The sequence below is a fragment of the Streptomyces roseoviridis genome, assembly GCF_039535235.1.
In the GTDB taxonomy this organism is placed as follows: domain Bacteria; phylum Actinomycetota; class Actinomycetes; order Streptomycetales; family Streptomycetaceae; genus Streptomyces; species Streptomyces roseoviridis.
In genome coordinates, this window is the sequence record NZ_BAAAWU010000001.1 from 4,768,775 (window position 1) to 4,788,063 (window position 19,289).

Consider the following 19,289-nt stretch of genomic DNA (forward strand, 5'->3'; position numbering starts at 1 on the left):
GTGCGGGGGGCGAGGCTCACGCCTTGGTGAGGTCCTCGACCTCCTCCTCGGGCTCGCGGCCCGGGGTGGGGAGGTTGAACTTGGTGATCGCGAAGCGGAAGACCACGTAGTAGATCGCGGCGAAGACCAGACCGATGGGGATGATCATCCAGGGCTTGGTGGCGAGACCCCAGTTGAGGAAGTAGTCGATCGCGCCGGCGGAGAAGCTGAAGCCGTGGTGCACGCCCAGCGCCCAGGTGACGGCCATGGAGATGGCGGTCAGGAGCGCGTGGATCACGTAGAGGACCGGCGCGATGAACATGAACGCGAACTCGATCGGCTCGGTGATGCCGGTGACGAAGGAGGTCAGCGCGAGGGACATCATCATGCCGCCGACGGCCTTGCGGCGCTCGGGGCGGGCGCAGTGCGTGATGGCGAGCGCGGCGGCCGGAAGGGCGAACATCATGATCGGGAAGAAGCCCGACATGAACTGACCGGCGGTGGGGTCGCCGTGGAAGAAGCGGGGCAGGTCACCGTGCCACATGGCGCCGGCGGAGTCCTTGAAGGAGCCGATCTCCTGCCAGGCGACGGTGTTCACGAACTGGTGCATGCCGATGGGCAGCAGACCGCGGTTGACCACGCCGAAGATGCCCGCGCCGACGGCGCCGAGGCCGGTCATCCACTCGCCGAAGTCGGCGATGACGTTGCCGATGGGCTCCCAGACCAGACCGAAGAAGACGCCCATGATCGTGCCGACGAAGGCCATGATGATCGGGACGAGTCGGCGGCCGTTGAAGAAGCCGAGCCAGTCGACCAGCTTCGTGCGGTGGTAGCGCTGCCATATGACCGCGGCCAGCAGGCCCATGACGATGCCGCCGAGTACCTTGGGGTCGTTGTACGTCGCGGCGACGTCGACGCCCTTGTTGGCGGTGGTGTTGACGACGGCGTCGGTTACGGGGAACGCGGTCAGCACGTTCTTGTAGACGAGGAAGCCGACGAGCGCGGCGAGGGCCGTGGATCCGTCGGCCTTCTTGGCGAAGCCGATGGCGATGCCGACGCAGAACAGCAGGGGCAGGTTCGCGAAGACCGCGTCACCGGCGGTGGCGAAGACCTTCGCCACCTGGTCCCAGCCGAGACCGTCCTTGCCGAACACGTCGTCCTGGCCGAGACGGAGCAAGATACCCGCGGCCGGCAGTACGGCGATCGGCAGCTGCAGGCTGCGACCGACCTTCTGCAGGCCCTGGAACAGGCCGGATCCGCGCTTCTTCGCGGGAGCGGCGGCCTGGGCGGTGGCCGTACTCATCAACTTCCTCCAGTAGGCAAGGCGCCGCCAGAGGACAGGGAAAAGGGGGTGACGGCGGCGTCTCGGGAACGCGGTGGTCTGGACCGCGTGGTCTACACCAATAACTGGTGTAGACCTGTTGTAGCACGTGGGACTTAGATAAGGAACCTGTGAATTCTGTGCACTGAGCCATAACCGGACGGCGGACGGCGAAGGGCCCCCGGACCGGAGGTCCGAGGGCCCTGGTGGCCGCGGGTTCAGGCCGCGGCTTCACCCCACGGCACGCACGCTCACGCCTTGGTCGTGTCGCGGTCGATCTCCTCCTCCACCTCCTCGGGCTCACGGCCCGGCGTGGGGAGGTCGAACCGGGTGATCGCGAAGCGGAAGATCACGTAGTAGAGGACCGCGAAACCCAGACCGATCGGGATGATCAACCACGGCTTGGTCGCCAGGTTCCAGTTGATCAGGTAGTCGATCAGACCCGCCGAGAAGCTGAAGCCGTCCTTGACCCCGAGCGCCCACGTCACCGCCATCGACACACCCGTCAGCACCGCGTGGATCGCGTAGAGCACCGGCGCGATGAAGAGGAACGAGTACTCGATCGGCTCCGTGATGCCGGTGACGAACGAGGTCAGCGCCACCGACAGCATCATGCCGCCCACCCGCTTGCGGTGCTGCGGCCGGGCGCAGTGCGTGATCGCCAGCGCCGCCGCCGGCAGCGCGAACATCATGATCGGGAAGAAGCCCGTGGTGAACTGACCGGCCTCCGGGTCACCCGCCAGGAACATGCTGATGTCACCGTGGACCGTGGACCCGTCCGGCTTCGTGTACGAACCGAACTGGAACCAGATCGGCACGTTCAGGAACTGGTGCAGACCGATCACCAGCAGCGCCCGGTTCGCCACGCCGAAGATGCCCGAACCCCACGCCCCGAGCCCCACCAGCCAGTCGCTGAAGCTCTCCAGGGCATCACCGATCGGCGGCCAGATCCACAGGCACAGAGCCGCGAAGACGATGCCGACGAAGGCCATGATGATCGGCACGAGCCGGCGGCCGTTGAAGAAACCCAGCCAGTCGACCAGCTTCGTCCGGTGGAACCGCTGCCACAGATAGGCCGCCAGCAGACCCATCACGATGCCGCCGAAAACACCCGGATTCTGGTACGTGTAACCGGCGAACGCGTCGTCCGCGCCCAGGCACCCACCGCCCACGTCCCTCGTCCCGGCCGGGCAGTCCTTCGGGAACTGCCGCAGCACCGTGTAGTAGACGAGGAAGCCGACCACCGCGGCGAGCGCGGTCGAACCGTCCGCCTTCTTCGCCATGCCGATGGCGACACCGATGCAGAACAGCAACGGCAGACCCAGGCTGCCGTCCAGCAGCGCGCCGCCCGCACCCGACATGACCTTGGCGACGTTGTCCCAGCCCAGGCCGTCAGAACCGAAGACGTCCGGCTGCCCGAGCCGGTTGATGATGCCCGCGGCCGGCAGGACGGCGATCGGCAGCTGAAGACTGCGCCCCATCTTCTGCAGCCCCTGGAAGAAACCGCCCCACATCGACTTCTTCGGTGGGGCGGCGGCACGTGCGCTGCTCATCGGCGTCCTCCCTGGGGCCTGCGGACGGGTGCTGCGAACGAGGGCAGCCACTGCACTGGTGTAGACCAGTTGCGGTAGGCTCACGGAGGCCACCAAGGGCAAGCCGCCGGTGATCGTCATCATTCGACAGAACGGCGGTATGCGCGCGCGAGGTTGGGCCAACCGTGGGTTACCGTGACACAACGGACCACCGGTGCGCAGAACGGACAGGGAGACACACATGGCCAGCAAGGCTGAGAAGATCGTCGCCGGCCTCGGCGGCATCGACAACATCGAAGAGGTCGAAGGCTGCATCACCCGCCTCCGCACCGAGGTCGTCGACCCCGCCCTCGTCGACGAGGCCGCCCTCAAGGCCGCCGGCGCCCACGGCGTCGTCAAGATGGGCACCGCCATCCAGGTCGTCATCGGCACCGACGCCGACCCCATCGCCGCCGACATCGAAGACATGATGTGAGCAGCTGACACCAGCCGACGAGGGGCCCGTTCCGGCAGGGGAACGAGCCCCTCCGTCATGACGGCCCCGACACACTACGCTCGACCCATGTCTCGTATCGACGGCCGTACCCCCGAACAGCTCCGCCCCGTCACCATCGAACGCGGATGGAGCAAGCACGCAGAAGGCTCCGTCCTCATCTCCTTCGGCGACACCAAGGTCTTCTGCACCGCCTCCGTCACCGAAGGCGTCCCGCGCTGGCGCAAGGGCAGCGGCGAAGGCTGGGTCACCGGCGAATACTCGATGCTCCCCCGCTCCACCAACACCCGCGGCGACCGCGAATCCGTCCGCGGCAAGATCGGCGGACGCACCCACGAGATCTCCCGCCTCATCGGCCGCTCCCTGCGCGCCGTCATCGACTACAAGGCCCTCGGCGAGAACACCATCGTCCTCGACTGCGACGTCCTCCAGGCCGACGGCGGCACCCGCACCGCCGCCATCACCGGCGCCTACGTCGCCCTCGCCGACGCCATCACCTGGGCCCAGAACAAGAAGCTCGTCAAAGCCGGCCGCAAACCCCTCACCGGCACCGTCTCCGCCGTCTCCGTCGGCATCGTCGACGGCGTCCCCCTCCTCGACCTCTGCTACGAGGAAGACGTCCGCGCCGAGACCGACATGAACGTCGTCTGCACCGGCGACGGCCGCTTCGTCGAGGTCCAGGGCACCGCCGAAGCCGAGCCCTTCGACCGCAAGGAGCTCAACGCCCTCCTCGACCTCGCCTCCGGCGGCTGCGCCGAACTCGCCGAACTCCAGCGCAAGGCCCTCGAAGGAACCCTGTAGAACGCCACCGCGTCTCTACGCTCACGGGCGCACGGGTCGAACCGTGCGCCCCGTCCACATGTACACAGCTTGGGGGAGGACCCGAAACGTGAAGCGCCGCCGCACCATAGCCCTCGCCGTCGCCACGGCCGCCGTCGCAGTCACCGGCCTGGTCGGCTGCGGGGCGCTCGACAAGGCGATGGACTGCGTCAAGACCGCCGACGCCATCGCCACCTCCGTCGACAAGCTCACCCAGGCCGTCGGTGACGCCTCCAACGACCCCACCAAGATCGAAGAGGCCCTCAACAGCATCGACACCGAGCTGGGCAACCTCAAGAACACGACGGACAACGCCGACCTGTCCAAGGCCGTCGAGGACCTCAACAAGGGCGTCGACACCGTCCGCCAGGCCGTCAAGAACGGCGACACCACCCCCGACATCAAGCCCGTCACGGACGCCGCCGCCGAGATCGGCAAGGTCTGCACCCCCGGCTGACCCGCGGCCGGCCGCCCGGCGAGGACCGGATAATCAGGGCATGACCCGTCTGATCCTCGCCACCCGCAACGCGGGCAAGATCACCGAACTCCGCGCGATCCTCGCCGACGCAGGCCTCGACCACGAGCTCGTCGGCGCGGACGCGTACCCCGACATCCCCGACGTCAAGGAAACCGGCGTCACCTTCGCCGAGAACGCCCTCCTCAAGGCCCACGCCCTCGCCCGCGCCACCGGCCTGCCCGCCGTCGCCGACGACTCCGGCCTCTGCGTCGACGTCCTCGGCGGCGCCCCCGGCATCTTCTCCGCCCGCTGGGCCGGCCGCCACGGCGACGACAAGGCCAACCTCGACCTCCTCCTGGCCCAACTTGCCGACATCGCCGCCCCCCACCGCGCGGCCCACTTCGCCTGCGCGGCCGCCCTGGCGTTGCCGGACGGCACCGAGCGCGTGGTGGAAGGCCGCATGCCGGGCGTCCTCCGCCACGAGCCCGTCGGCACCAACGGCTTCGGCTACGACCCGATCCTCCAGCCGGAGGGCCACGAGGTGACCTGCGCCGAACTGACGCCGGACCAGAAGAACGCGATCAGCCACCGGGGGAAGGCGTTCCGGGCACTGGTGCCGGTGGTGAAGGAACTGCTGGGCTGAGGGGCGCGCAGGAACGGCCTGCGCATCGATTCTTCGATTCGCAGGCCGTTCTCGGTGCGGCGGAAGGGATTCGAACCCTCAAGCCCGGTCAAGGGCCACAGATCCTAAGTCTGCTGCGTCGCCATTGCGCCACCGCCGCTCTCGCCTGTCATCGTACCGGGGCCCGCCTGCCGGCTTGCCCCTCCCCGGCACCAGGTATCGGTGGCTGCATGGCAGTTGGGGCAGAGGTAACGAAGGTTCTCCCGACGGTTGTCGAGCCAGTCTCCGTTGATGTGATCGATGTGCAGGGTGATGTGTCGCCCCCGCCATGCGCCCTCGTTCCCGCACTCGACGCAGCGATAGGGGACGCCTACCTCGGCAAGGGCGCGGTGCAGCCGGTCGCGGTTCTCCCGCGTCGACCCCTCGGGGCGTATACGGAAGACCGCGCCGGCGATGCTCCTGGGGGCGACGGCTCGAACCGAGCCCCACGTCCGCCGCTTGAAGTGAGAGGTGTCGAGGCCGAGTCTGGCCACCCACCGCCTGACCCGCCGATGGTTCTGGTCGCTCAGTGGGAGCCCGAGGGCTCGCATCACGTCGGCGAAGCTGGTGGCGCCGGCCACCGCCGCCCGTAGCCTGTCGTCGGGCACGTCGGCCCGCCTGTAGGTGAAGTGGGCGATGTTGACTCCCCGCTCGTGAAGCATGTGCCGCAGTGCGGCACGGGTCCGGCTGTCCTCGGCGACACCCAACAAGCGGGCCATCTCCCTGACGCTGTGCGCGGACGCCGCCGCCGTTCGTAGCTCGTCCGTGGTGAACGGCAGGTCCGTCGTGGAACGGTTCAGGCCGGGAAAGTGACTGACGTCGATTCGGGCCGCCTCGATTCGGCGCCGGATGTGCGAGAGTGTCCCGGTCGCCGGCGGCACGCCGAGCTTCTGCACGACCTCGCGCAGCGTCGTCGAGGTGGCGACCGCTTCGGCAATGGCGCTGTCCGTGTACTTGCGCCAGGGGCTGCGCTGTTTGAAGTGACTGGTGTCGATGCCGTACTCGGCGACCTTCGACTGCAGCGTCCGGCGTCGCCCGCCGCTCTCGGCAACACCGAGTCGGCGCATCAGATCAGCCCAGCCCCTCGACTCCGCCACGGCACTGCTCAGGCGTTCCTTCGTGTACGCGCTCGTCCCCATCGAGCCCCCTCCGTGCTCGGCCACCCGTTCGTGGCCTCGCACGGACTAACGAGCCGGCCGTCGGACGGTCACGTCATATCGCGTACCCCTATCGCGTGCCCTCTCCCGTGAGCGGTGTCAGAACCTCGGCTCCGGCGCGCCCGCCATCACCATCTCCGCCGCCTCCTCGTGCGTCTCGACCGCCGGGGGCGAGCCCTCCAGGGGGCGCTGGGCGGTCTCCTTCATGCAGGCGACGGCGATGACGCCGACCAGGGCGGCGCCCATGGCGTAGTAGGCGGGCATCAGGCTGCTGCCGGTGGCGCCGATGAGGGCGGTGATGACGAGGGGGGTGGTGCCGCCGAAGAGGGAGGTGGAGACGTTGTAGCCGACGGACAGGGAGCCGTAGCGCAGGGACGTCGGGAAGAGGGCCGGGAGGGCGGCCGACATGGTGCCGAGCATGCAGAGCAGGGAGAGGCCGAGCATCAGCATGCCGGCGGTGATCGCCACCACCCCGCCCTGGCCGATGAGCAGGAAGGCGGGCAGGGACAGGAAGAGGAAGCCGAGCATGCCCGTCATGAGGACCGGCTTGCGGCCGAAGCGGTCGTTGAGCCGGCCGACCTGGGTGATCAGGAGCATCATCAGGACCATCACGACCAGCAGTACCAGCAGGCCGTGGGTCTCGCTGTAGCCGAGTTCGTCGGAGAGGTACGTCGGCATGTAGGACAGGAGCATGTAGTCGGTGATGTTGTACGCGCCGACCAGGGCGACGCACAGGACGAGGGCCCGCCACTGTTCCCGGAAGATCCGGCCGAGGTCGCCCTTGGTGGTCGTCTCCACGGTGTCCGCGGCTTCCGATGCGTGTGCCGACTCGGACTCCAGCTTCCGGAAGGCCGGTGTCTCGTCGAGCCGCATCCGCAGGTAGAGGCCCACGAGGCCCAGTGGCCCGGCGACCAGGAACGGCACGCGCCAGCCCCAGGTCTCCATGGTGTCCTGGCCGAGCCAGGCGGTCAGGGCGGTGACGAGGCCGGCCGCGCCGACGTAGCCGGCGAGGGTGCCGAACTCCAGGAAGCTGCCGAAGTACCCGCGGCGGCGGTCCGGGGCGTATTCGGCGATGAAGGTGGAGGCGCCCCCGTACTCGCCGCCGGTCGAGAAGCCCTGCAGCATGCGGAAGAACACCAGGAGGACGGGCGCCCAGTAGCCGATGGAGTCGTAGGAGGGGATCAGGCCGATCGCGAAGGTGCCCACGGCCATGAGGATCATGGTCAGGGCGAGGACCTTCTTGCGGCCCAGCCGGTCGCCCATCGGGCCGAAGACCATGCCGCCGAGCGGCCGGATGAGGAAGGCGACGGCGAAGGTGGCGAAGGACGAGAGCAGCTGGACGGTCTCGTTGCCGGAGGGGAAGAAGACGTGGCCGAGGGTCACGGCGAGGTAGGCGTAGACGCCGAAGTCGAACCACTCCATGGCGTTGCCGAGGGAGGCCGCCCGTACGGCCCGCTTGACCGCCGTCTCGTCGGTCACCGTGATGTCGGTGCGGCGCAGCCGGGGGTGTCGTCGGCGGGTGACGGCCCGGAACAGCCGGGGATGCCGCCGCAGGGCGTCCGGATCGGCCGGGGTGTCGTGCTCGGGGGCCGGCATGGCCGTACGTCCTTTCTCCGGGGATCTTCCGGCAAGGACTTCTGCACGGTCACGCCGTTCCCAAACGGATTCCGGGCGTGAGTGCGACCCTCGTCACGCCGGAGGCGTGCGCGGGTGGCGGTGGGCCGGGGCGGCGGGGGAGGGCTCAGGCCCCGATCTTCAGGTCCTTGATGATCTTGGCGACGTGGCCGGTGGCCTTGACGTTGTACAGCGCGCGCTCGACCTTGCCCTCCTCGTCGACGACGACGGTCGAGCGGATGACGCCCGTCACCGTCTTGCCGTAGAGCTTCTTCTCGCCGAAGGCGCCGTATGCCTCCAGGACCTTCTTGTCCGGGTCGCCGACGAGCGTGACCTTGAGGTCCTCCTTGTCGCGGAACCTGGCGAGCTTCTCCGGCTTGTCCGGCGACACGCCGATGACGTCGTAGCCGGCGTCCGCCAGCAGCTCGAGGTTGTCGGTGAAGTCGCAGGCCTGCTTGGTGCAGCCCGGGGTGAGGGCGGCGGGGTAGAAGTAGACGATGACCTTGCGGCCCCTGTGGTCCGCGAGGGAGACCTCGTTGCCGTCGGCGTCGGGCAGGGTGAAGGCGGGGGCGGTGTCGCCGGGCTGCAGTCGCTCGCTCATGGCTCTCTGGCTCTCCTCGACAGGTCGTACGCGTACGCGAACCCAGCCTAATGGGGGTCTGTGCCGACCCCGGCGGCTCCGAGCTGACAGACTGTCCACAACGACCGGAACACGACTACGGAGGCAGCGCGGTGTCGGACGCCAGGACCCCTGCGCAGATCGAGGCGGACATCGTCCGCCGGCGCGAGCAGCTCGCCGTCACTCTCGACGAGATCGGGATTCGGCTGCACCCGAAGACGATCGTCGGTGATGCGAAGGCGAAGGTCGCCGCCCAGGTCGACCACACGGCGGGGCGGGCGTTCGTCGCGGTCAATCGCGTCGTGTCGGACGTGAAGGCCCGCTTCACGGACGCGGACGGCGCGCCGCGTCTGGAGCGTGTGGTGCCGGTGGCGCTGGTGGCCGTGGCCGTCATCGGGCTGATCGCGGCCTCCTCGCGCAAGGGCAAGCGGTGACGCTCGGCGTCCGGTGTGCCGGTCCCGGGTACGGGCGACACGCCCGGGCAGGTAGGTTCGAGCCGTGAGCGAGAACACCCACGACAAGCTGCCCATCCGGATGCTCCACGACCGCGTCCTGGTCCGGTCCGACACCCCTGAGGGGGAGCGTCGCTCGGGCGGCGGCATCCTGATCCCGGCGACCGCGGCGGTCGGCCGCCGTCTTGCCTGGGCCGAGGTCGTCGCGGTCGGGCAGAACGTCCGTACCGTCGAGATCGGCGACCGGGTCCTGTACGACCCCGAGGACCGTGCGGAGGTCGAGGTGCGGGGCGTGGCGTACGTCCTGATGCGGGAGCGCGACCTGCACGCGGTGGCCGCGGACCGTTTCCAGGGGGCGTCCGACTCGACGGGCCTGTATCTGTAGCCGTCCGCGGCGGGGTCGTGGAGGGGACTGGCACTAGGGCCTGGTGGCGACCGTCACCGGGCTCTTCGCCGTTTTCCGGGGGGATTTTGCTAGCCTGGAAGTACCCCGACGAGACGCGCCGTACCGGGTTTCACGACAAGACGACGCACCCTTGTTGTTCCGTCTCGCGGAGGTTCGTCGTCATGGCCTGGGTTCTTCTCGTCGTCGCCGGTCTGCTCGAGGTCGGCTGGTCGATCGGCATGAAGTACACCGACGGGTTCACCCGGCTGTGGCCCAGTGTCTTCACGGCTGCCGGGATCGTCGCGTCGATGGTGCTGCTCTCGCAGGCCGCCAAGTCCCTTCCGATCGGTACGGCCTACGGCGTGTGGGTCGGCATCGGCGCGGCCGGTGCGGCGGTGCTCGGCATGGTGGTGCTCGGTGAGCCGGCGACCGCCGCGCGGATCTTCTTCGTGTGTCTGCTGCTGGTGGCCGTGGTCGGCCTCAAGGCGACCTCGGGGCACTGACCGGGGCGTCGGCGGGGGCGTCCACCGGGCCGTCGGCGGGGCCGGGGGCCGGTGGCGGGGCTTGCTGCGGTCCGGGTTCGGAGACGGGTCCGGGTCCGGGGTCCGGTCCTGTTTCGACCGGGTGCGCGGGGGTGTCGGGCGGTGGGTCTTCCCGGTGTGCCGGGGGCTGCGGCCCGGCCGCCGGTGCCCGCCGGTCCTGGAGGTGCCCGGGCTCCCCGCGGGGGGCGGGCCCGTCCGGTCCGGCGGGCCCTGCTGCTCCGTGGGGCTCGGCCCGTACCACCGATCCCGGTGTCCACGGCGCCCAGGGCTTGGGCGGCTGCGGCCGGCCGGCCGCAGCCGGCCCCTCGTGCCCCTCGTGCCCGTCGTGCCCCTCGTGTCCGTCGTAGTTCTCGTGTCCCTGGCGCCCCTCGTCGCCCTCGCGCCCTTCCCCGAGCGGTGGTACGGGCGCGACGCCCGCCATCAGCCGCAGGTCGAAGTCCTTCGCGGGCACGCCCGCCAGCGCCTCGCGGGTGAAGCGGGCCCAGATCTCCGCCGGCGTGCCGCCGCCGTTGATCCGGGGTTCCCCGAGCGCCCCGTACAGCGGCTGCTGCCGGCCCGACTCGGGGTCCTGGCCCATCATCGCCACCACGGTGACGAGTTCGGGGGTGTAGCCGGCGAACCAGGCGGCCTTGTCGTCCTCCGCCGTGCCCGTCTTGCCCGCCGCGGGTCGCCCGGCCGCCTGTGCCGCCGTGCCGGTGCCGCCCTCGACGACGCTGCGCAGGACCGCGGTCGTGGTGTCGGCGGCCTCGCGGGCGATGACCTGCCGGCCCTCGCCGGCCGGGAGCGTGAACTCCTCGCCGTCCCTGGTGACCTTCTCGACGAGGGTGTACGCGGCGCGTCGGCCGTGGTTCGCGAGGGTGGCGTACGCCTGTGCGAGGTCCAGGACGCTCGCCGTGGCCGGGCCGAGCGCGATGGAGGGGCCGGCGGTGAGGTCGGGGGTCTTCGCCGGCAGGCCGAGCGCCACCGCGGTGTCGCGGACCCGGGCCGGTCCCGCGTCCACGGCCAGCTGCGCGTAGACGGTGTTCACCGACTCGTCGGTGGCGGACCGGACGGTGATCTCGCCGTAGCTGGCGTCGTCCTCGTTGGCCGGGTCGTAGGTGCCGCCGCTCCAGCCCTGCACCGGGCGGCGGTTGTCGCCGTCGTAGAGGGTGTCGGGGGTGATCGGCTCGCCCTCCTGCGTCAGTGCGCCGTGCTGGAAGGCGGTGGCGAGGACGAAGGGCTTGAAGGTGGAGCCGACCTGGTAGTCGCGGCGGGTGGCGTTGTTGACGAACTGCCGGGTGTAGTCGACGCCTCCGTAGAGCGCGACGACCTTGCCGCTCGTCGGGTCGACGGCCGCGCCCCCGACGCGTACGTGACGGTCGACGGGGTTGCGGTCCGGGGCGAGTTTCGAGGTCACGTGCTCCTCGACGGCCTTCACGAGCGCGTCCTGTTTGGCGGGTTCCAGGGTGGTGGTGATCCGGAAGCCGCCGGCGGCCAGGGTCTTCTCGTCGACGACGGCGTGCTCGGTCAGGTACTGCTCGACGGCCTGGACGAGGTAGCCGCGCTGCCCGGACAGTCCGGCGGAGGGGCGGGCGGGCTGCGGGGCGGGGAAGACGGCGGCCGCGCGGGCGGCGGGGGAGAGCCAGCCCTCCTTGACCATGCCGTCGAGGACGTAGTGCCAGCGGGCCAGTGCCCGCGGGCGGTTCTCCGGGTGGGCGGCGACGTCGTAGGCGTTCGGGGCGTTGAGCAGCGAGGCGAGGTAGGCGCCTTCGGCGGTGTCGAGGTCGCCCGCGTCCTTGCCGTAGTAGGCGCGGGCGGCTGCCTGGATGCCGTAGGCGTTGCGGCCGAAGTAGCTGGTGTTCAGGTAGCCCTGGAGGATCTCGTCCTTGCTCTTCTCGCGGCCCAGTTTGAGCGCGATGAAGAACTCCTTGGCCTTGCGGGTGAGGGTCTGTTCCTGGCCGAGGTAGTAGTTCTTGACGTACTGCTGGGTGATCGTGGAGCCGGACTGGCGTCCCTTGCCGGTGAGGGTGTTCCAGGTGGCGCGGATCATGGCGCGGGGGTCGACGGCGGGTGAGGTGCGGAAGTCGCGTTCCTCGGCGGCGAGGACGGCGTGCTGGACGGTGGCCGGGACGCGTCGCAGGCTGACGTTCTCCCGGTCGATCTCGCCGTCGCGGGCGATCGGGGTGCCGTCGCGGTAGAGGAAGAGGTTGGACTGGGCGACGGCGGTGGCGTTGGCGGGCGGGATGTCCACGAGGAGGTAGCCGGCGACCAGGCCGCCGAGGAGGAGCAGCACTCCGAGGGCGGCGAGGCCGAACAGGCGCCGCAGGAGGCGGCGGGGCCGGCGCGGCCGGGAGGGCGGGGCGGGGACGGTCGGGTCCCGTGGTTCCCAGGAGGGTTCGGCGGGACGAACCTCACGCGTACCGGATGAAGGGGACATAGCATCACATCCTGCCCTCATGGGGGTCGGTGGGGCGGGAAAACCGGTCGCGGCGGCACGGGAAATCCCACTAAGGTCGTGCGCTTTGGTGCCGATGGGTTCCGAGCGGAGAGGGGTGGGGCGGGCGTGCTGCGGCTCTACACGGCGGTGGCCGCCGGTGGTTTCCGGCGCCATGCCACCTACCGGGTGGCCACCGCGGCGGGGGTGTTCACCAACACGGTCTTTGGCTTCATCCTGTCGTACACCTATATAGCCTTGTGGGACGCGCGCCCCGGCCTCGGCGGGTACGCCATGGGCGACGCCCTCGCCTATGTGTGGATCGGCCAGGGCCTCATCACCGTCTGCGGCCTGATGGGCGGGGGCTTCGAGGACGAGCTCATCGAACGGATCCGGACCGGTGACATCGCGGTCGACCTCTACCGGCCCGCCGACCTCCAGACCTGGTGGTTCGCCGCCAACCTGGGCCGCTGCGCCTACCAGCTGCTCGGCCGCGGGATCGCCCCCCTGTTCCTCGGCGCCCTCGTCTTCGACCTGACCCTGCCCTCCCGCCCGTGGACCTGGCTCGCCTTCCTGGTCGCGGTGACGCTCGGCTCGGTCGTGAGCTTCGCCGTCTGGTACCTCGTCGCCATGAGCGCCTTCTGGCTCCTCGACGGCCAGGGAGTGGTCCAGATCGCCTGGCTGGGCGGCCTGTTCTTCTCCGGGATGCTGCTCCCGCTCAACGTCTTCCCGGGCTCCCTGGGCGAGGTGGCGCGGCTGCTGCCCTGGGCGTCGATGCTCCAGGTGCCGGCGGACGTCTATCTGGAGCGGTACGAGGGGTGGGGACTGCTCGGGGCGTACGCCTTCCAGGCATGCTGGGCGGCCCTGCTGCTCGCGGCGGGCCGGGCGGCACAGGCGGCGGCGACGCGGAAGGTGGTGGTGCAGGGTGGCTGAGGCGTACGAGCCGGCCGGAGCCGGCGGGCCGGGGCCGGCCGGCCGGGGACTCGGGGGCGCCTGGCGCACGGCCGGCGAGTCCTGGCGTACGTACCGGATGGTCGCGGCCATGTGGATCCGCTCCACCATGACGTACCGCTCCTCCTTCGCGCTCACCCTCCTCTCCTCCTTCACCGTCACCTTCTTCGACTTCGTCGTGATCCTCCTGATGTTCGGTCAGGTCCGGGGCCTGGGCGGCTTCTCCTTCGCCGAGGTCGCCTTCCTCTACGGGACGGCGGGCACGTCCTTCGGGCTCGCCGACCTGGTGATGGGCTCGCTGCCGAGGATGGGCAAGCGGGTGCGCGACGGCTCGTTCGACACCTTCCTGCTGCGGCCCGCACCCGTCCTCGCGCAGGTCGCGGCGGACCGGTTCGCGCTGCGGCGGCTCGGCCGGCTCGTCCAAGGCGTGCTGGTCCTGGTGTGGGGGCTGGTCCTGCTCGACCTCTCCTGGACGCCGCTGAAGGTGCTCCTGGTGCCGGTGATGCTGCTGAGCGGTGCCCTGATCTTCGCCGCGCTGATGGTGCTCGGGGCGTCGGCGCTGTTCTGGATGCAGGACGCGGCGGAGGTCACCAGCTCGTTCACGTACGGGGGCAACACGATGCTCCAGTACCCGCCGACGATCTTCGCCCAGGACCTGGTGCGGGGTGTCGTCTACGTCGTGCCGCTCGCCTTCGTGAACTGGCTGCCCGCCCTGTACGTGCTCGGCCGGCCGGCCCCGGCGGGGGTGCCGGGGTGGACGGCGTACGCCTCGCCGCTGGTGGCGGCGGTGTGCTGCGCGGTCGCCGGGTGGGCCTGGCGGACCGGCCTGCGGGCTTACCGATCGACAGGAAGCTGAGAGGCGAGATGCCCATGCCCATGTCCGTGCCCATGCCCACGTCCGGGCCCACGCCCGGCGAGCCGCCGTCCGACCCCGGCGCGTTCATCGCCCTGGACGGCGTGCGGAAGGTCTTCACGGTCAGGAAGCGGACCGGTCTGCTGCGCCGTGAGAAGCGGGAGGTCCGAGCGGTCGACGGCATCTCCTTCACGGTGGAGAAGGGAGAGATGGTCGGCTACATCGGCCCCAACGGGGCCGGGAAGTCCACCACCATCAAGATGCTCACCGGCATCCTCACCCCGAGCGGCGGCCGGCTGCGCGTGGCCGGCATCGACCCCTCGCGCGAACGGACCCGGCTGGCCGGGCGCATCGGCGTGGTCTTCGGCCAGCGCACCACCCTGTGGTGGGACCTGCCGCTGCGCGACTCGTACCGGCTGACGCACCGCATGTACCGGATCCCCGACGACCGCTTCCGGGAGAACCTCGCCCGCTGCGTCGACCTCCTCGACCTCGGCGAGCTCCTCGACGTGCCCGTACGGCAGCTCTCGCTGGGCCAGCGGATGCGCGGCGACATCGCCGCGGCCCTGCTGCACGACCCGGACGTGCTCTACCTCGACGAGCCGACCATCGGCCTCGACGTCGTGTCGAAGGCGAAGGTCCGGGAGTTCCTGCGCGAACTGAACGCCTCGCGCGGCACGACGGTGCTGCTGACCACCCACGACCTCACCGACATCGAGCAGCTCTGCTCGCGGGTGATGGTCATCGACCACGGCCGGCTGATGTACGACGGCGAACTCGCCGGCCTGCACGCGGCGGGCGAGAGCGAGCGCCTCCTCGTGGTCGACCTGGCGCGGGAGACGGCCCCGATCGAGGTGCCGGGGGCCCGGTTCGTACGGGCCGAGGGGCCGCGCCAGTTCCTCGCCCTGCCGTCCTCCGCGTCGGCGGCGCCGGTGGTGGCCGCGGTCGCGGCGGCGTACCCGCTGGTGGACCTGTCGGTGCGGGAGCCCGACATCGAGGCGGTGATCGCGAAGATGTACGGGGGAACTCGGGATGCGGCCGGGGAGTCAGTCAGGTAGGGAGGTGAGGTGATGGTGGCATGGTGAGCTTCACGTACACGGCGGCGGACGAGGAGAAGAGCCGGGGCGTACGCCGGATGAAGGCGTTCGCCGCGTCGCTGCTCGGTTTCGTGGCGGTGGTCTACGCGTCGGCCACGTGGGCGGAGTCGGCGGGCGCGGGCGCCTGGGCGGGGTACGTGGCCGCGGCGGCGGAGGCGGGCATGGTCGGCGCGCTCGCGGACTGGTTCGCGGTGACGGCGCTGTTCCGCCGGCCGCTGGGGCTGCCCATTCCGCACACCGCGATCATCCCGACGAAGAAGGACCAGCTGGGCGCCTCGCTCGGCACCTTCGTCGGCGAGAACTTCCTGTCCGCCGACGTCGTACGGGGGCGGCTGCGCGGTTTCGCGATCGCCCGCCGCCTGGGCGTGTGGCTCGCCGACCCGGCGCACGCCGACCGGGTCACCTCCGAACTGGCCGCCGCGCTGCGCGGTGCGCTCACGGTGCTGCGGGACTCCGACGTGCAGGCGATCGTCGGCGAGGCGATCACCCGGCGGGCGGAGGCGGCGGACATCGGGCCGCCGCTGGGCAAGACGCTGACCAGGATGGTCAACGACGGCGCCCACCGCCGTGCGGTGGACCTGGTCTGCGCGCGCGCCCACGACTGGCTGGTGACGCACGGCGAGTCGGTGATGGAGGCGGTGCAGGGCGGCGCACCGGGCTGGACCCCGCGGTTCGTGGACCGGCGGGTGGGCGAGCGGGTCTACAAGGAACTGCTCCGCTTCGTGACGGAGATGCGCGACATGCCGGGCCACCCGGCACGCGGCGCCATCGACCGCTTCCTGGCCGACTTCGCGGCCGACCTGCAGGGCGAAACCGACACCCGGGCGAGGGTGGAGCGGCTGAAGTCGGACCTGCTGGCCCGCCCGGAGATCCAGGACGTCATCGCCTCGGCCTGGTCCTCGGTCCGGGCGCTGATCCTGGCCGCCGCCGAGGACGAGCAGAGCCAGCTCCGCCGCCGCGCCCGCGCCTCCCTGATCTCCCTGGGCACCCGGCTCGCCGAGGACGAGCGCCTCCAGGCGAAGGTCGAGGGCTGGGCGGAGGACGCGGCCGCGTACGTGGTCACGACGTACCGCACCGAGATCACCTCCCTGATCACCGACACCATCGCCGGCTGGGACGCCACCCAGACCTCTCGCAAGATCGAGGCCAACATCGGCCGCGACCTCCAGTTCATCCGCATCAACGGCACGGTGGTGGGCGCGCTGGCGGGGCTGCTGATCTATACGGTGAGCCACGCGTTGGGGGGGTGACGCGGGGGTGCGGGGCCCTGGGGGTGGGTGCTCGATCTGGTCTGGCGGGGCTGGGAGGCCCTAGGGGTGGGGCGCGGACCCGGGCCTGGGCCTCGGCATGAGCTGGGGCTCGCCCCCGAGGGGCCGAGGCGGCGGGGCGTCAGTCCGCCTTGCGGGCCACGGCGTAGGCGGCTCCCGCCATGGCCCCGGCCGCCGAGAACACCGCGGGCCACGCACCGATCTTCTTCGCGAGCGGGTGCGACCCCGCGAACGCGGCCACATAGGCGGCGCCGAGCCCGGCCGCCGCCTTCCCCCCGGCCACCCGCTGCCACTCCCGCGCGGCCACCCCACCGGCCACGGCCAGCACGACCCCACCGAGCGGCCGCTTCTTGGTCCACCGGGCAACGGCATAACCCCCGACGAGACCGGCGGCGGCGATGACGGGGGAGAGGGTGCGGGGCATGGCGGTGGGCCTTCCGTTCGGCGAGTTCTCAACACTCATGAGCCTAACGAGGCCCTCGCCAGGGCGAGGGCTCTGGTGTACTGCTGGCCGGGCCCGTGGGTGAGGGCCGGGTGCGCCCCGTGCGCCTCGTGCGCGGCGGAGTCCGGGATGGCTATCGCGAGTGCCGGGTGCGCGGTCGTCAAACGCCATCTGCACGCGCCTCATCGCCTGAAAGCCAGGGGGTGACATAGAGACGAATCCACGGCAAGGACGTCATCGAGTACGTGGTGCCCAACGTCGTGGCGGCGATGCGCGTGATGCCGAGAAACGTCCGTCCGGAGGTCATCCCCACAATGGCTGGCCTGCTCGTCGCTGCAGGGACTGGTCTGAGCCCTAACCTGTGGCGCAAGCAGTACGGGGACTGGACATCCGACGAGATGGCATCCGTCGAAGCGACCGTCCTCCTGCTCGCCGAACAGATCAACCGGATGACGACGACCCGGACTACGCCACTCGCCTGATCGCGAAGGCCATGTCCGAGCCCGCCGACGGCTGACGCGCCGCACGATCGGGCCGTCATTCCCGAACCGTTCTAGGTTCTGTCGTCAAATGTCACGCCCACATCAGGAGTGACGCGAGGGCGACGGCTGCTTTGTAGGATTCGGCGGTCTTGTCGTAGCGGGTGGCGATGCCGCGCCACTGCTTGAGGCGGTTGAAGCACCTTTCCACTACGTTGCGGTGCTTGTAGATCTCGCGGTCGAAGGCCGGCGGGCGGCCACCCCGGCTGCCGCGCCTGGCCCGGTTGCGGACCTGGTCGGCTCGCTCGGGAATCGTGTGCGGGATGCCGCGGCGCCGCAGCCAGGTCCGGATCGCCTTCGAGCTGTAGCCCTTGTCGCCCAGGACGTGATCGGGCCGGACGCGGGGCCGCCCCGGTCCGGTGCGGGGCACCCGGATCGCCTCCATCACCGCGGTGAACCGGGTGCAGTCGTTGGTGTTGCCGCCCGTGACGACGAAGCCGAGTGGGCGGCCGCGGCCGTCACAGGCCAGGTGGATCTTGCTGGTCAGCCCGCCCCTGGACCGCCCGAGGGCCAGGTCGCGGAGCCCCCTTTTCGGGCCCCGGCCGCGTGCTGGTGGGCCCGGACGACCGTGGAGTCGACCGACACCAGCCACTCGACGTCGCCCGCCGCGTCCGCTTTCGCCTGCGCGGCCCGCAGCATCCGGTCGAACGTCCCGTCCATCGCCCACCTGCGGAAACGGGTGTGCAGCGTCGCCCACGGACCATAGCGCTCGGGCACATCCCGCCAGGCGACACCGGTGCGGAACTTCCACACGATCCCGTTCAGGATCCTGCGGTCGTCCAGCCGCTTCCGCCCCCGCAACGACTCGGGCAGCAACGGCCGGACGAACTCCCACTCGGCATCCGACAGTTCATGGCGACGTATCACGACACCATGATCCACCAACGGTGATCATTTGAAGACACCGCCTAGCTGCGGTCATCCAGAGGGGTTCGGGCCTCGTCGGGAACCGAGCCTTCGCGCCAGCCCAATTCAGTGCGCAGGTCGTCAGGCGTGCGCCATGACTCACCTTCGTGGTTTCTGTGGCACATGCGGTGGCAGTTCGCGCACAGGAATGCAAGGTCGTCGAGCGTGGTCTCGCGGGGCCCGGAGACGTGTAGGGGCAGGCGGTGGTGGACCTCGACGTAGCCGACGCCGAGTGGACCGTAGGTCTCGCCGAAGTCGAAGGTACAGACCTCGCATCGGAGGGACTTCTGCAGCCTCTGGGCGTGCCGGATCTTGCGTTCCCGGAGGCCGCGGTCTCGCTCCCTGTAGAGCGTCCAGCGTGCCAGCAGCTGCCCTTCCAGGGCGCTGGAGTCCCCCTCCGGGCCGGGCGCGGCAACCGACTCCGACGCGTGGCGCAGTTCGCCGCTCATGATGCCGGCACGAAGCGCCTTGGCGGCCGCCAGCATGTCCGCCTCATGCCGTACGAAGTCAGCCACGATCTCCCGGGTGGGGCGCCCGCCTTTGGTCGAGCCCCCCGCGTGTGCAGGGTGGGCGGTGGCGATATCCGTCGTCTTACGGCTCACGCTGTTCACGGACCGGAACCGAGGGTCGTCGACCGCGTTTCCGTGGAGAGGGATGGAACGGAGCAGAGCGGACAACTCGTGCACGCGAGGATCTGTTTGCCGCAGCTCGCGCCAGCCGTTTTCGACGACGAGCGCGCAAGCAAGCAGCAGCTCATCTCTGATCCAGGCGATTTGCGGCATACCAAGC

Annotated in this window: 19 protein-coding genes, 1 tRNA gene, 2 pseudogenes and 1 riboswitch; of the genes and pseudogenes, 12 read left to right on the forward strand and 10 right to left on the reverse strand. The window is 70.4% G+C overall.

All coding sequences use genetic code 11. The features are described 5' to 3' along the window. Nucleotides 1–16: 16 nt before the first annotated feature. Nucleotides 17–1,282 carry a PTS transporter subunit EIIC gene (locus ABD954_RS21615; RefSeq protein WP_345487972.1) on the reverse strand — a complete coding sequence of 422 codons (1,266 nt, stop codon included), beginning with the start codon at nt 1,280–1,282 and terminating at the stop codon, nt 17–19. Nucleotides 1,283–1,551: 269 nt separating this feature from the next. Further along, on the reverse strand, nt 1,552–2,853 hold the full coding sequence (locus tag ABD954_RS21620) for a PTS transporter subunit EIIC (RefSeq protein ID WP_345487974.1): 1,302 nt from the start codon (nt 2,851–2,853) through the stop codon (nt 1,552–1,554). A gap of 220 nt (nt 2,854–3,073) precedes the next feature. On the opposite strand from ABD954_RS21620, the gene ABD954_RS21625 reads away from it, so the two are divergent. The 4 genes from ABD954_RS21625 (at nt 3,074) to rdgB (ending at nt 5,244) form a co-directional block, all read left to right on the forward strand. Next, complete coding sequence (locus ABD954_RS21625; protein ID WP_345487976.1) at nt 3,074–3,307, forward strand: PTS sugar transporter subunit IIB; 234 nt, start codon at nt 3,074–3,076, stop codon at nt 3,305–3,307. An 87-nt stretch (nt 3,308–3,394) separates the two neighbouring features. Continuing rightward, the gene (gene rph, locus ABD954_RS21630) at nt 3,395–4,126 is read left to right on the forward strand and encodes a ribonuclease PH (protein WP_345487977.1); all 732 of its coding nucleotides are present in this window, start codon (nt 3,395–3,397) and stop codon (nt 4,124–4,126) included. Nucleotides 4,127–4,184: 58 nt separating this feature from the next. Beyond that, on the forward strand, nt 4,185–4,601 hold the full coding sequence (locus ABD954_RS21635; RefSeq protein WP_345487979.1) for a hypothetical protein: 417 nt from the start codon (nt 4,185–4,187) through the stop codon (nt 4,599–4,601). A gap of 40 nt (nt 4,602–4,641) precedes the next feature. After that, complete coding sequence (gene rdgB / locus ABD954_RS21640) at nt 4,642–5,244, forward strand: RdgB/HAM1 family non-canonical purine NTP pyrophosphatase (protein ID WP_345487980.1); 603 nt, start codon at nt 4,642–4,644, stop codon at nt 5,242–5,244. A 55-nt stretch (nt 5,245–5,299) separates the two neighbouring features. On the opposite strand, the gene ABD954_RS21645 is transcribed toward rdgB, so the two are convergent. The 4 genes from ABD954_RS21645 to bcp form a co-directional block, all read right to left on the reverse strand. Further along, nucleotides 5,300–5,383, reverse strand: a tRNA-Leu gene (locus ABD954_RS21645). Further along, complete coding sequence (locus tag ABD954_RS21650; RefSeq protein WP_345487982.1) at nt 5,349–6,401, reverse strand: HNH endonuclease signature motif containing protein; 1,053 nt, start codon at nt 6,399–6,401, stop codon at nt 5,349–5,351. Before ABD954_RS21650 ends, ABD954_RS21645 begins: the two co-directional genes overlap by 35 nt. A gap of 117 nt (nt 6,402–6,518) precedes the next feature. Then, nucleotides 6,519–8,015 carry a glycine betaine/L-proline transporter ProP gene (gene proP, locus ABD954_RS21655; RefSeq protein ID WP_345487984.1) on the reverse strand — a complete coding sequence of 499 codons (1,497 nt, stop codon included), beginning with the start codon at nt 8,013–8,015 and terminating at the stop codon, nt 6,519–6,521. Nucleotides 8,016–8,160: 145 nt separating this feature from the next. Then, a complete protein-coding gene (gene bcp, locus ABD954_RS21660; RefSeq protein WP_345487985.1) occupies nt 8,161–8,634 on the reverse strand; it encodes a thioredoxin-dependent thiol peroxidase in 474 nt (157 codons plus the stop codon). A gap of 131 nt (nt 8,635–8,765) precedes the next feature. On the opposite strand from bcp, the gene ABD954_RS21665 reads away from it, so the two are divergent. The 3 genes from ABD954_RS21665 (at nt 8,766) to ABD954_RS21675 (ending at nt 9,992) form a co-directional block, all read left to right on the forward strand. Next, a complete protein-coding gene (locus ABD954_RS21665; RefSeq protein ID WP_345487987.1) occupies nt 8,766–9,086 on the forward strand; it encodes a DUF3618 domain-containing protein in 321 nt (106 codons plus the stop codon). 64 nt (nt 9,087–9,150) lie between these two features. After that, the gene (locus ABD954_RS21670) at nt 9,151–9,489 is read left to right on the forward strand and encodes a GroES family chaperonin (RefSeq protein ID WP_345487989.1); all 339 of its coding nucleotides are present in this window, start codon (nt 9,151–9,153) and stop codon (nt 9,487–9,489) included. Nucleotides 9,490–9,572: 83 nt separating this feature from the next. Then, nucleotides 9,573–9,639: riboswitch (guanidine-III (ykkC-III) riboswitch) on the forward strand. A 32-nt stretch (nt 9,640–9,671) separates the two neighbouring features. After that, entirely contained in the window at nt 9,672–9,992 is a 321-nt protein-coding gene (locus tag ABD954_RS21675) for a DMT family transporter (RefSeq protein WP_345487991.1), read from the forward strand. On the opposite strand, the gene ABD954_RS21680 is transcribed toward ABD954_RS21675, so the two are convergent. Next, the gene (locus ABD954_RS21680) at nt 9,970–12,447 is read right to left on the reverse strand and encodes a transglycosylase domain-containing protein (RefSeq protein ID WP_345487993.1); all 2,478 of its coding nucleotides are present in this window, start codon (nt 12,445–12,447) and stop codon (nt 9,970–9,972) included. The genes ABD954_RS21675 and ABD954_RS21680 overlap by 23 nt on opposite strands. A 129-nt stretch (nt 12,448–12,576) precedes the next feature. Here ABD954_RS21680 and ABD954_RS21685 point away from each other — a divergent pair, with 129 nt between their 5' ends. The 4 genes from ABD954_RS21685 to ABD954_RS21700 are packed head-to-tail and all read left to right on the forward strand — an operon-like array spanning nt 12,577 to nt 16,595. After that, nucleotides 12,577–13,377, forward strand: coding sequence for an ABC transporter permease (locus tag ABD954_RS21685; RefSeq protein ID WP_345492369.1), 801 nt, complete (start codon nt 12,577–12,579; stop codon nt 13,375–13,377). Further along, complete coding sequence (locus ABD954_RS21690) at nt 13,370–14,251, forward strand: ABC transporter permease (RefSeq protein WP_382745916.1); 882 nt, start codon at nt 13,370–13,372, stop codon at nt 14,249–14,251. Before ABD954_RS21685 ends, ABD954_RS21690 begins: the two co-directional genes overlap by 8 nt. Before the next feature lie 32 nt (nt 14,252–14,283). Beyond that, on the forward strand, nt 14,284–15,306 hold the full coding sequence (locus tag ABD954_RS21695) for an ABC transporter ATP-binding protein (RefSeq protein WP_345492373.1): 1,023 nt from the start codon (nt 14,284–14,286) through the stop codon (nt 15,304–15,306). 20 nt (nt 15,307–15,326) lie between these two features. After that, nucleotides 15,327–16,595, forward strand: a complete 1,269-nt coding sequence (locus tag ABD954_RS21700; protein ID WP_345487995.1) for a DUF445 domain-containing protein — start codon at nt 15,327–15,329, stop codon at nt 16,593–16,595. Nucleotides 16,596–16,734: 139 nt separating this feature from the next. Here the strand turns inward: ABD954_RS21700 and ABD954_RS21705 are convergent, their stop codons facing one another. Then, complete coding sequence (locus ABD954_RS21705) at nt 16,735–17,037, reverse strand: hypothetical protein (RefSeq protein ID WP_345492375.1); 303 nt, start codon at nt 17,035–17,037, stop codon at nt 16,735–16,737. 239 nt (nt 17,038–17,276) lie between these two features. Between ABD954_RS21705 and ABD954_RS21710 the strand changes: the two are divergent. After that, nucleotides 17,277–17,572: pseudogene (locus ABD954_RS21710) on the forward strand (hypothetical protein); the annotation flags it as partial. A gap of 56 nt (nt 17,573–17,628) precedes the next feature. Here the strand turns inward: ABD954_RS21710 and ABD954_RS21715 are convergent. Together ABD954_RS21715 and ABD954_RS21720 are read right to left on the reverse strand one after the other, a co-directional pair. Continuing rightward, nucleotides 17,629–18,458: pseudogene (locus tag ABD954_RS21715) on the reverse strand (IS5 family transposase). Between the two features lie 44 nt (nt 18,459–18,502). Next, nucleotides 18,503–19,282 carry an HNH endonuclease gene (locus ABD954_RS21720; RefSeq protein WP_345487997.1) on the reverse strand — a complete coding sequence of 260 codons (780 nt, stop codon included), beginning with the start codon at nt 19,280–19,282 and terminating at the stop codon, nt 18,503–18,505. Nucleotides 19,283–19,289 lie beyond the last annotated feature (7 nt).

What these genes read in the sequence shown, in the direction of transcription:
- proP (WP_345487984.1), bottom strand. Translation starts at nt 8,015, where the DNA reads ATGCCGGCCCCCGAGCACGACACCCCGGCCGATCCGGACGCCCTGCGG.
- ABD954_RS21650 (WP_345487982.1), bottom strand. Translation starts at nt 6,401, where the DNA reads ATGGGGACGAGCGCGTACACGAAGGAACGCCTGAGCAGTGCCGTGGCG.
- ABD954_RS21635 (WP_345487979.1), top strand. Translation starts at nt 4,185, where the DNA reads ATGTACACAGCTTGGGGGAGGACCCGAAACGTGAAGCGCCGCCGCACC.
- ABD954_RS21680 (WP_345487993.1), bottom strand. Translation starts at nt 12,447, where the DNA reads ATGTCCCCTTCATCCGGTACGCGTGAGGTTCGTCCCGCCGAACCCTCC.
- ABD954_RS21720 (WP_345487997.1), bottom strand. Translation starts at nt 19,282, where the DNA reads ATGCCGCAAATCGCCTGGATCAGAGATGAGCTGCTGCTTGCTTGCGCG.
- ABD954_RS21705 (WP_345492375.1), bottom strand. Translation starts at nt 17,037, where the DNA reads ATGCCCCGCACCCTCTCCCCCGTCATCGCCGCCGCCGGTCTCGTCGGG.
- ABD954_RS21700 (WP_345487995.1), top strand. Translation starts at nt 15,327, where the DNA reads ATGGTGAGCTTCACGTACACGGCGGCGGACGAGGAGAAGAGCCGGGGC.
- ABD954_RS21620 (WP_345487974.1), bottom strand. Translation starts at nt 2,853, where the DNA reads ATGAGCAGCGCACGTGCCGCCGCCCCACCGAAGAAGTCGATGTGGGGC.
- bcp (WP_345487985.1), bottom strand. Translation starts at nt 8,634, where the DNA reads ATGAGCGAGCGACTGCAGCCCGGCGACACCGCCCCCGCCTTCACCCTG.
- ABD954_RS21625 (WP_345487976.1), top strand. Translation starts at nt 3,074, where the DNA reads ATGGCCAGCAAGGCTGAGAAGATCGTCGCCGGCCTCGGCGGCATCGAC.
- ABD954_RS21615 (WP_345487972.1), bottom strand. Translation starts at nt 1,282, where the DNA reads ATGAGTACGGCCACCGCCCAGGCCGCCGCTCCCGCGAAGAAGCGCGGA.
- rdgB (WP_345487980.1), top strand. Translation starts at nt 4,642, where the DNA reads ATGACCCGTCTGATCCTCGCCACCCGCAACGCGGGCAAGATCACCGAA.
- rph (WP_345487977.1), top strand. Translation starts at nt 3,395, where the DNA reads ATGTCTCGTATCGACGGCCGTACCCCCGAACAGCTCCGCCCCGTCACC.
- ABD954_RS21695 (WP_345492373.1), top strand. Translation starts at nt 14,284, where the DNA reads ATGCCCACGTCCGGGCCCACGCCCGGCGAGCCGCCGTCCGACCCCGGC.
- ABD954_RS21675 (WP_345487991.1), top strand. Translation starts at nt 9,672, where the DNA reads ATGGCCTGGGTTCTTCTCGTCGTCGCCGGTCTGCTCGAGGTCGGCTGG.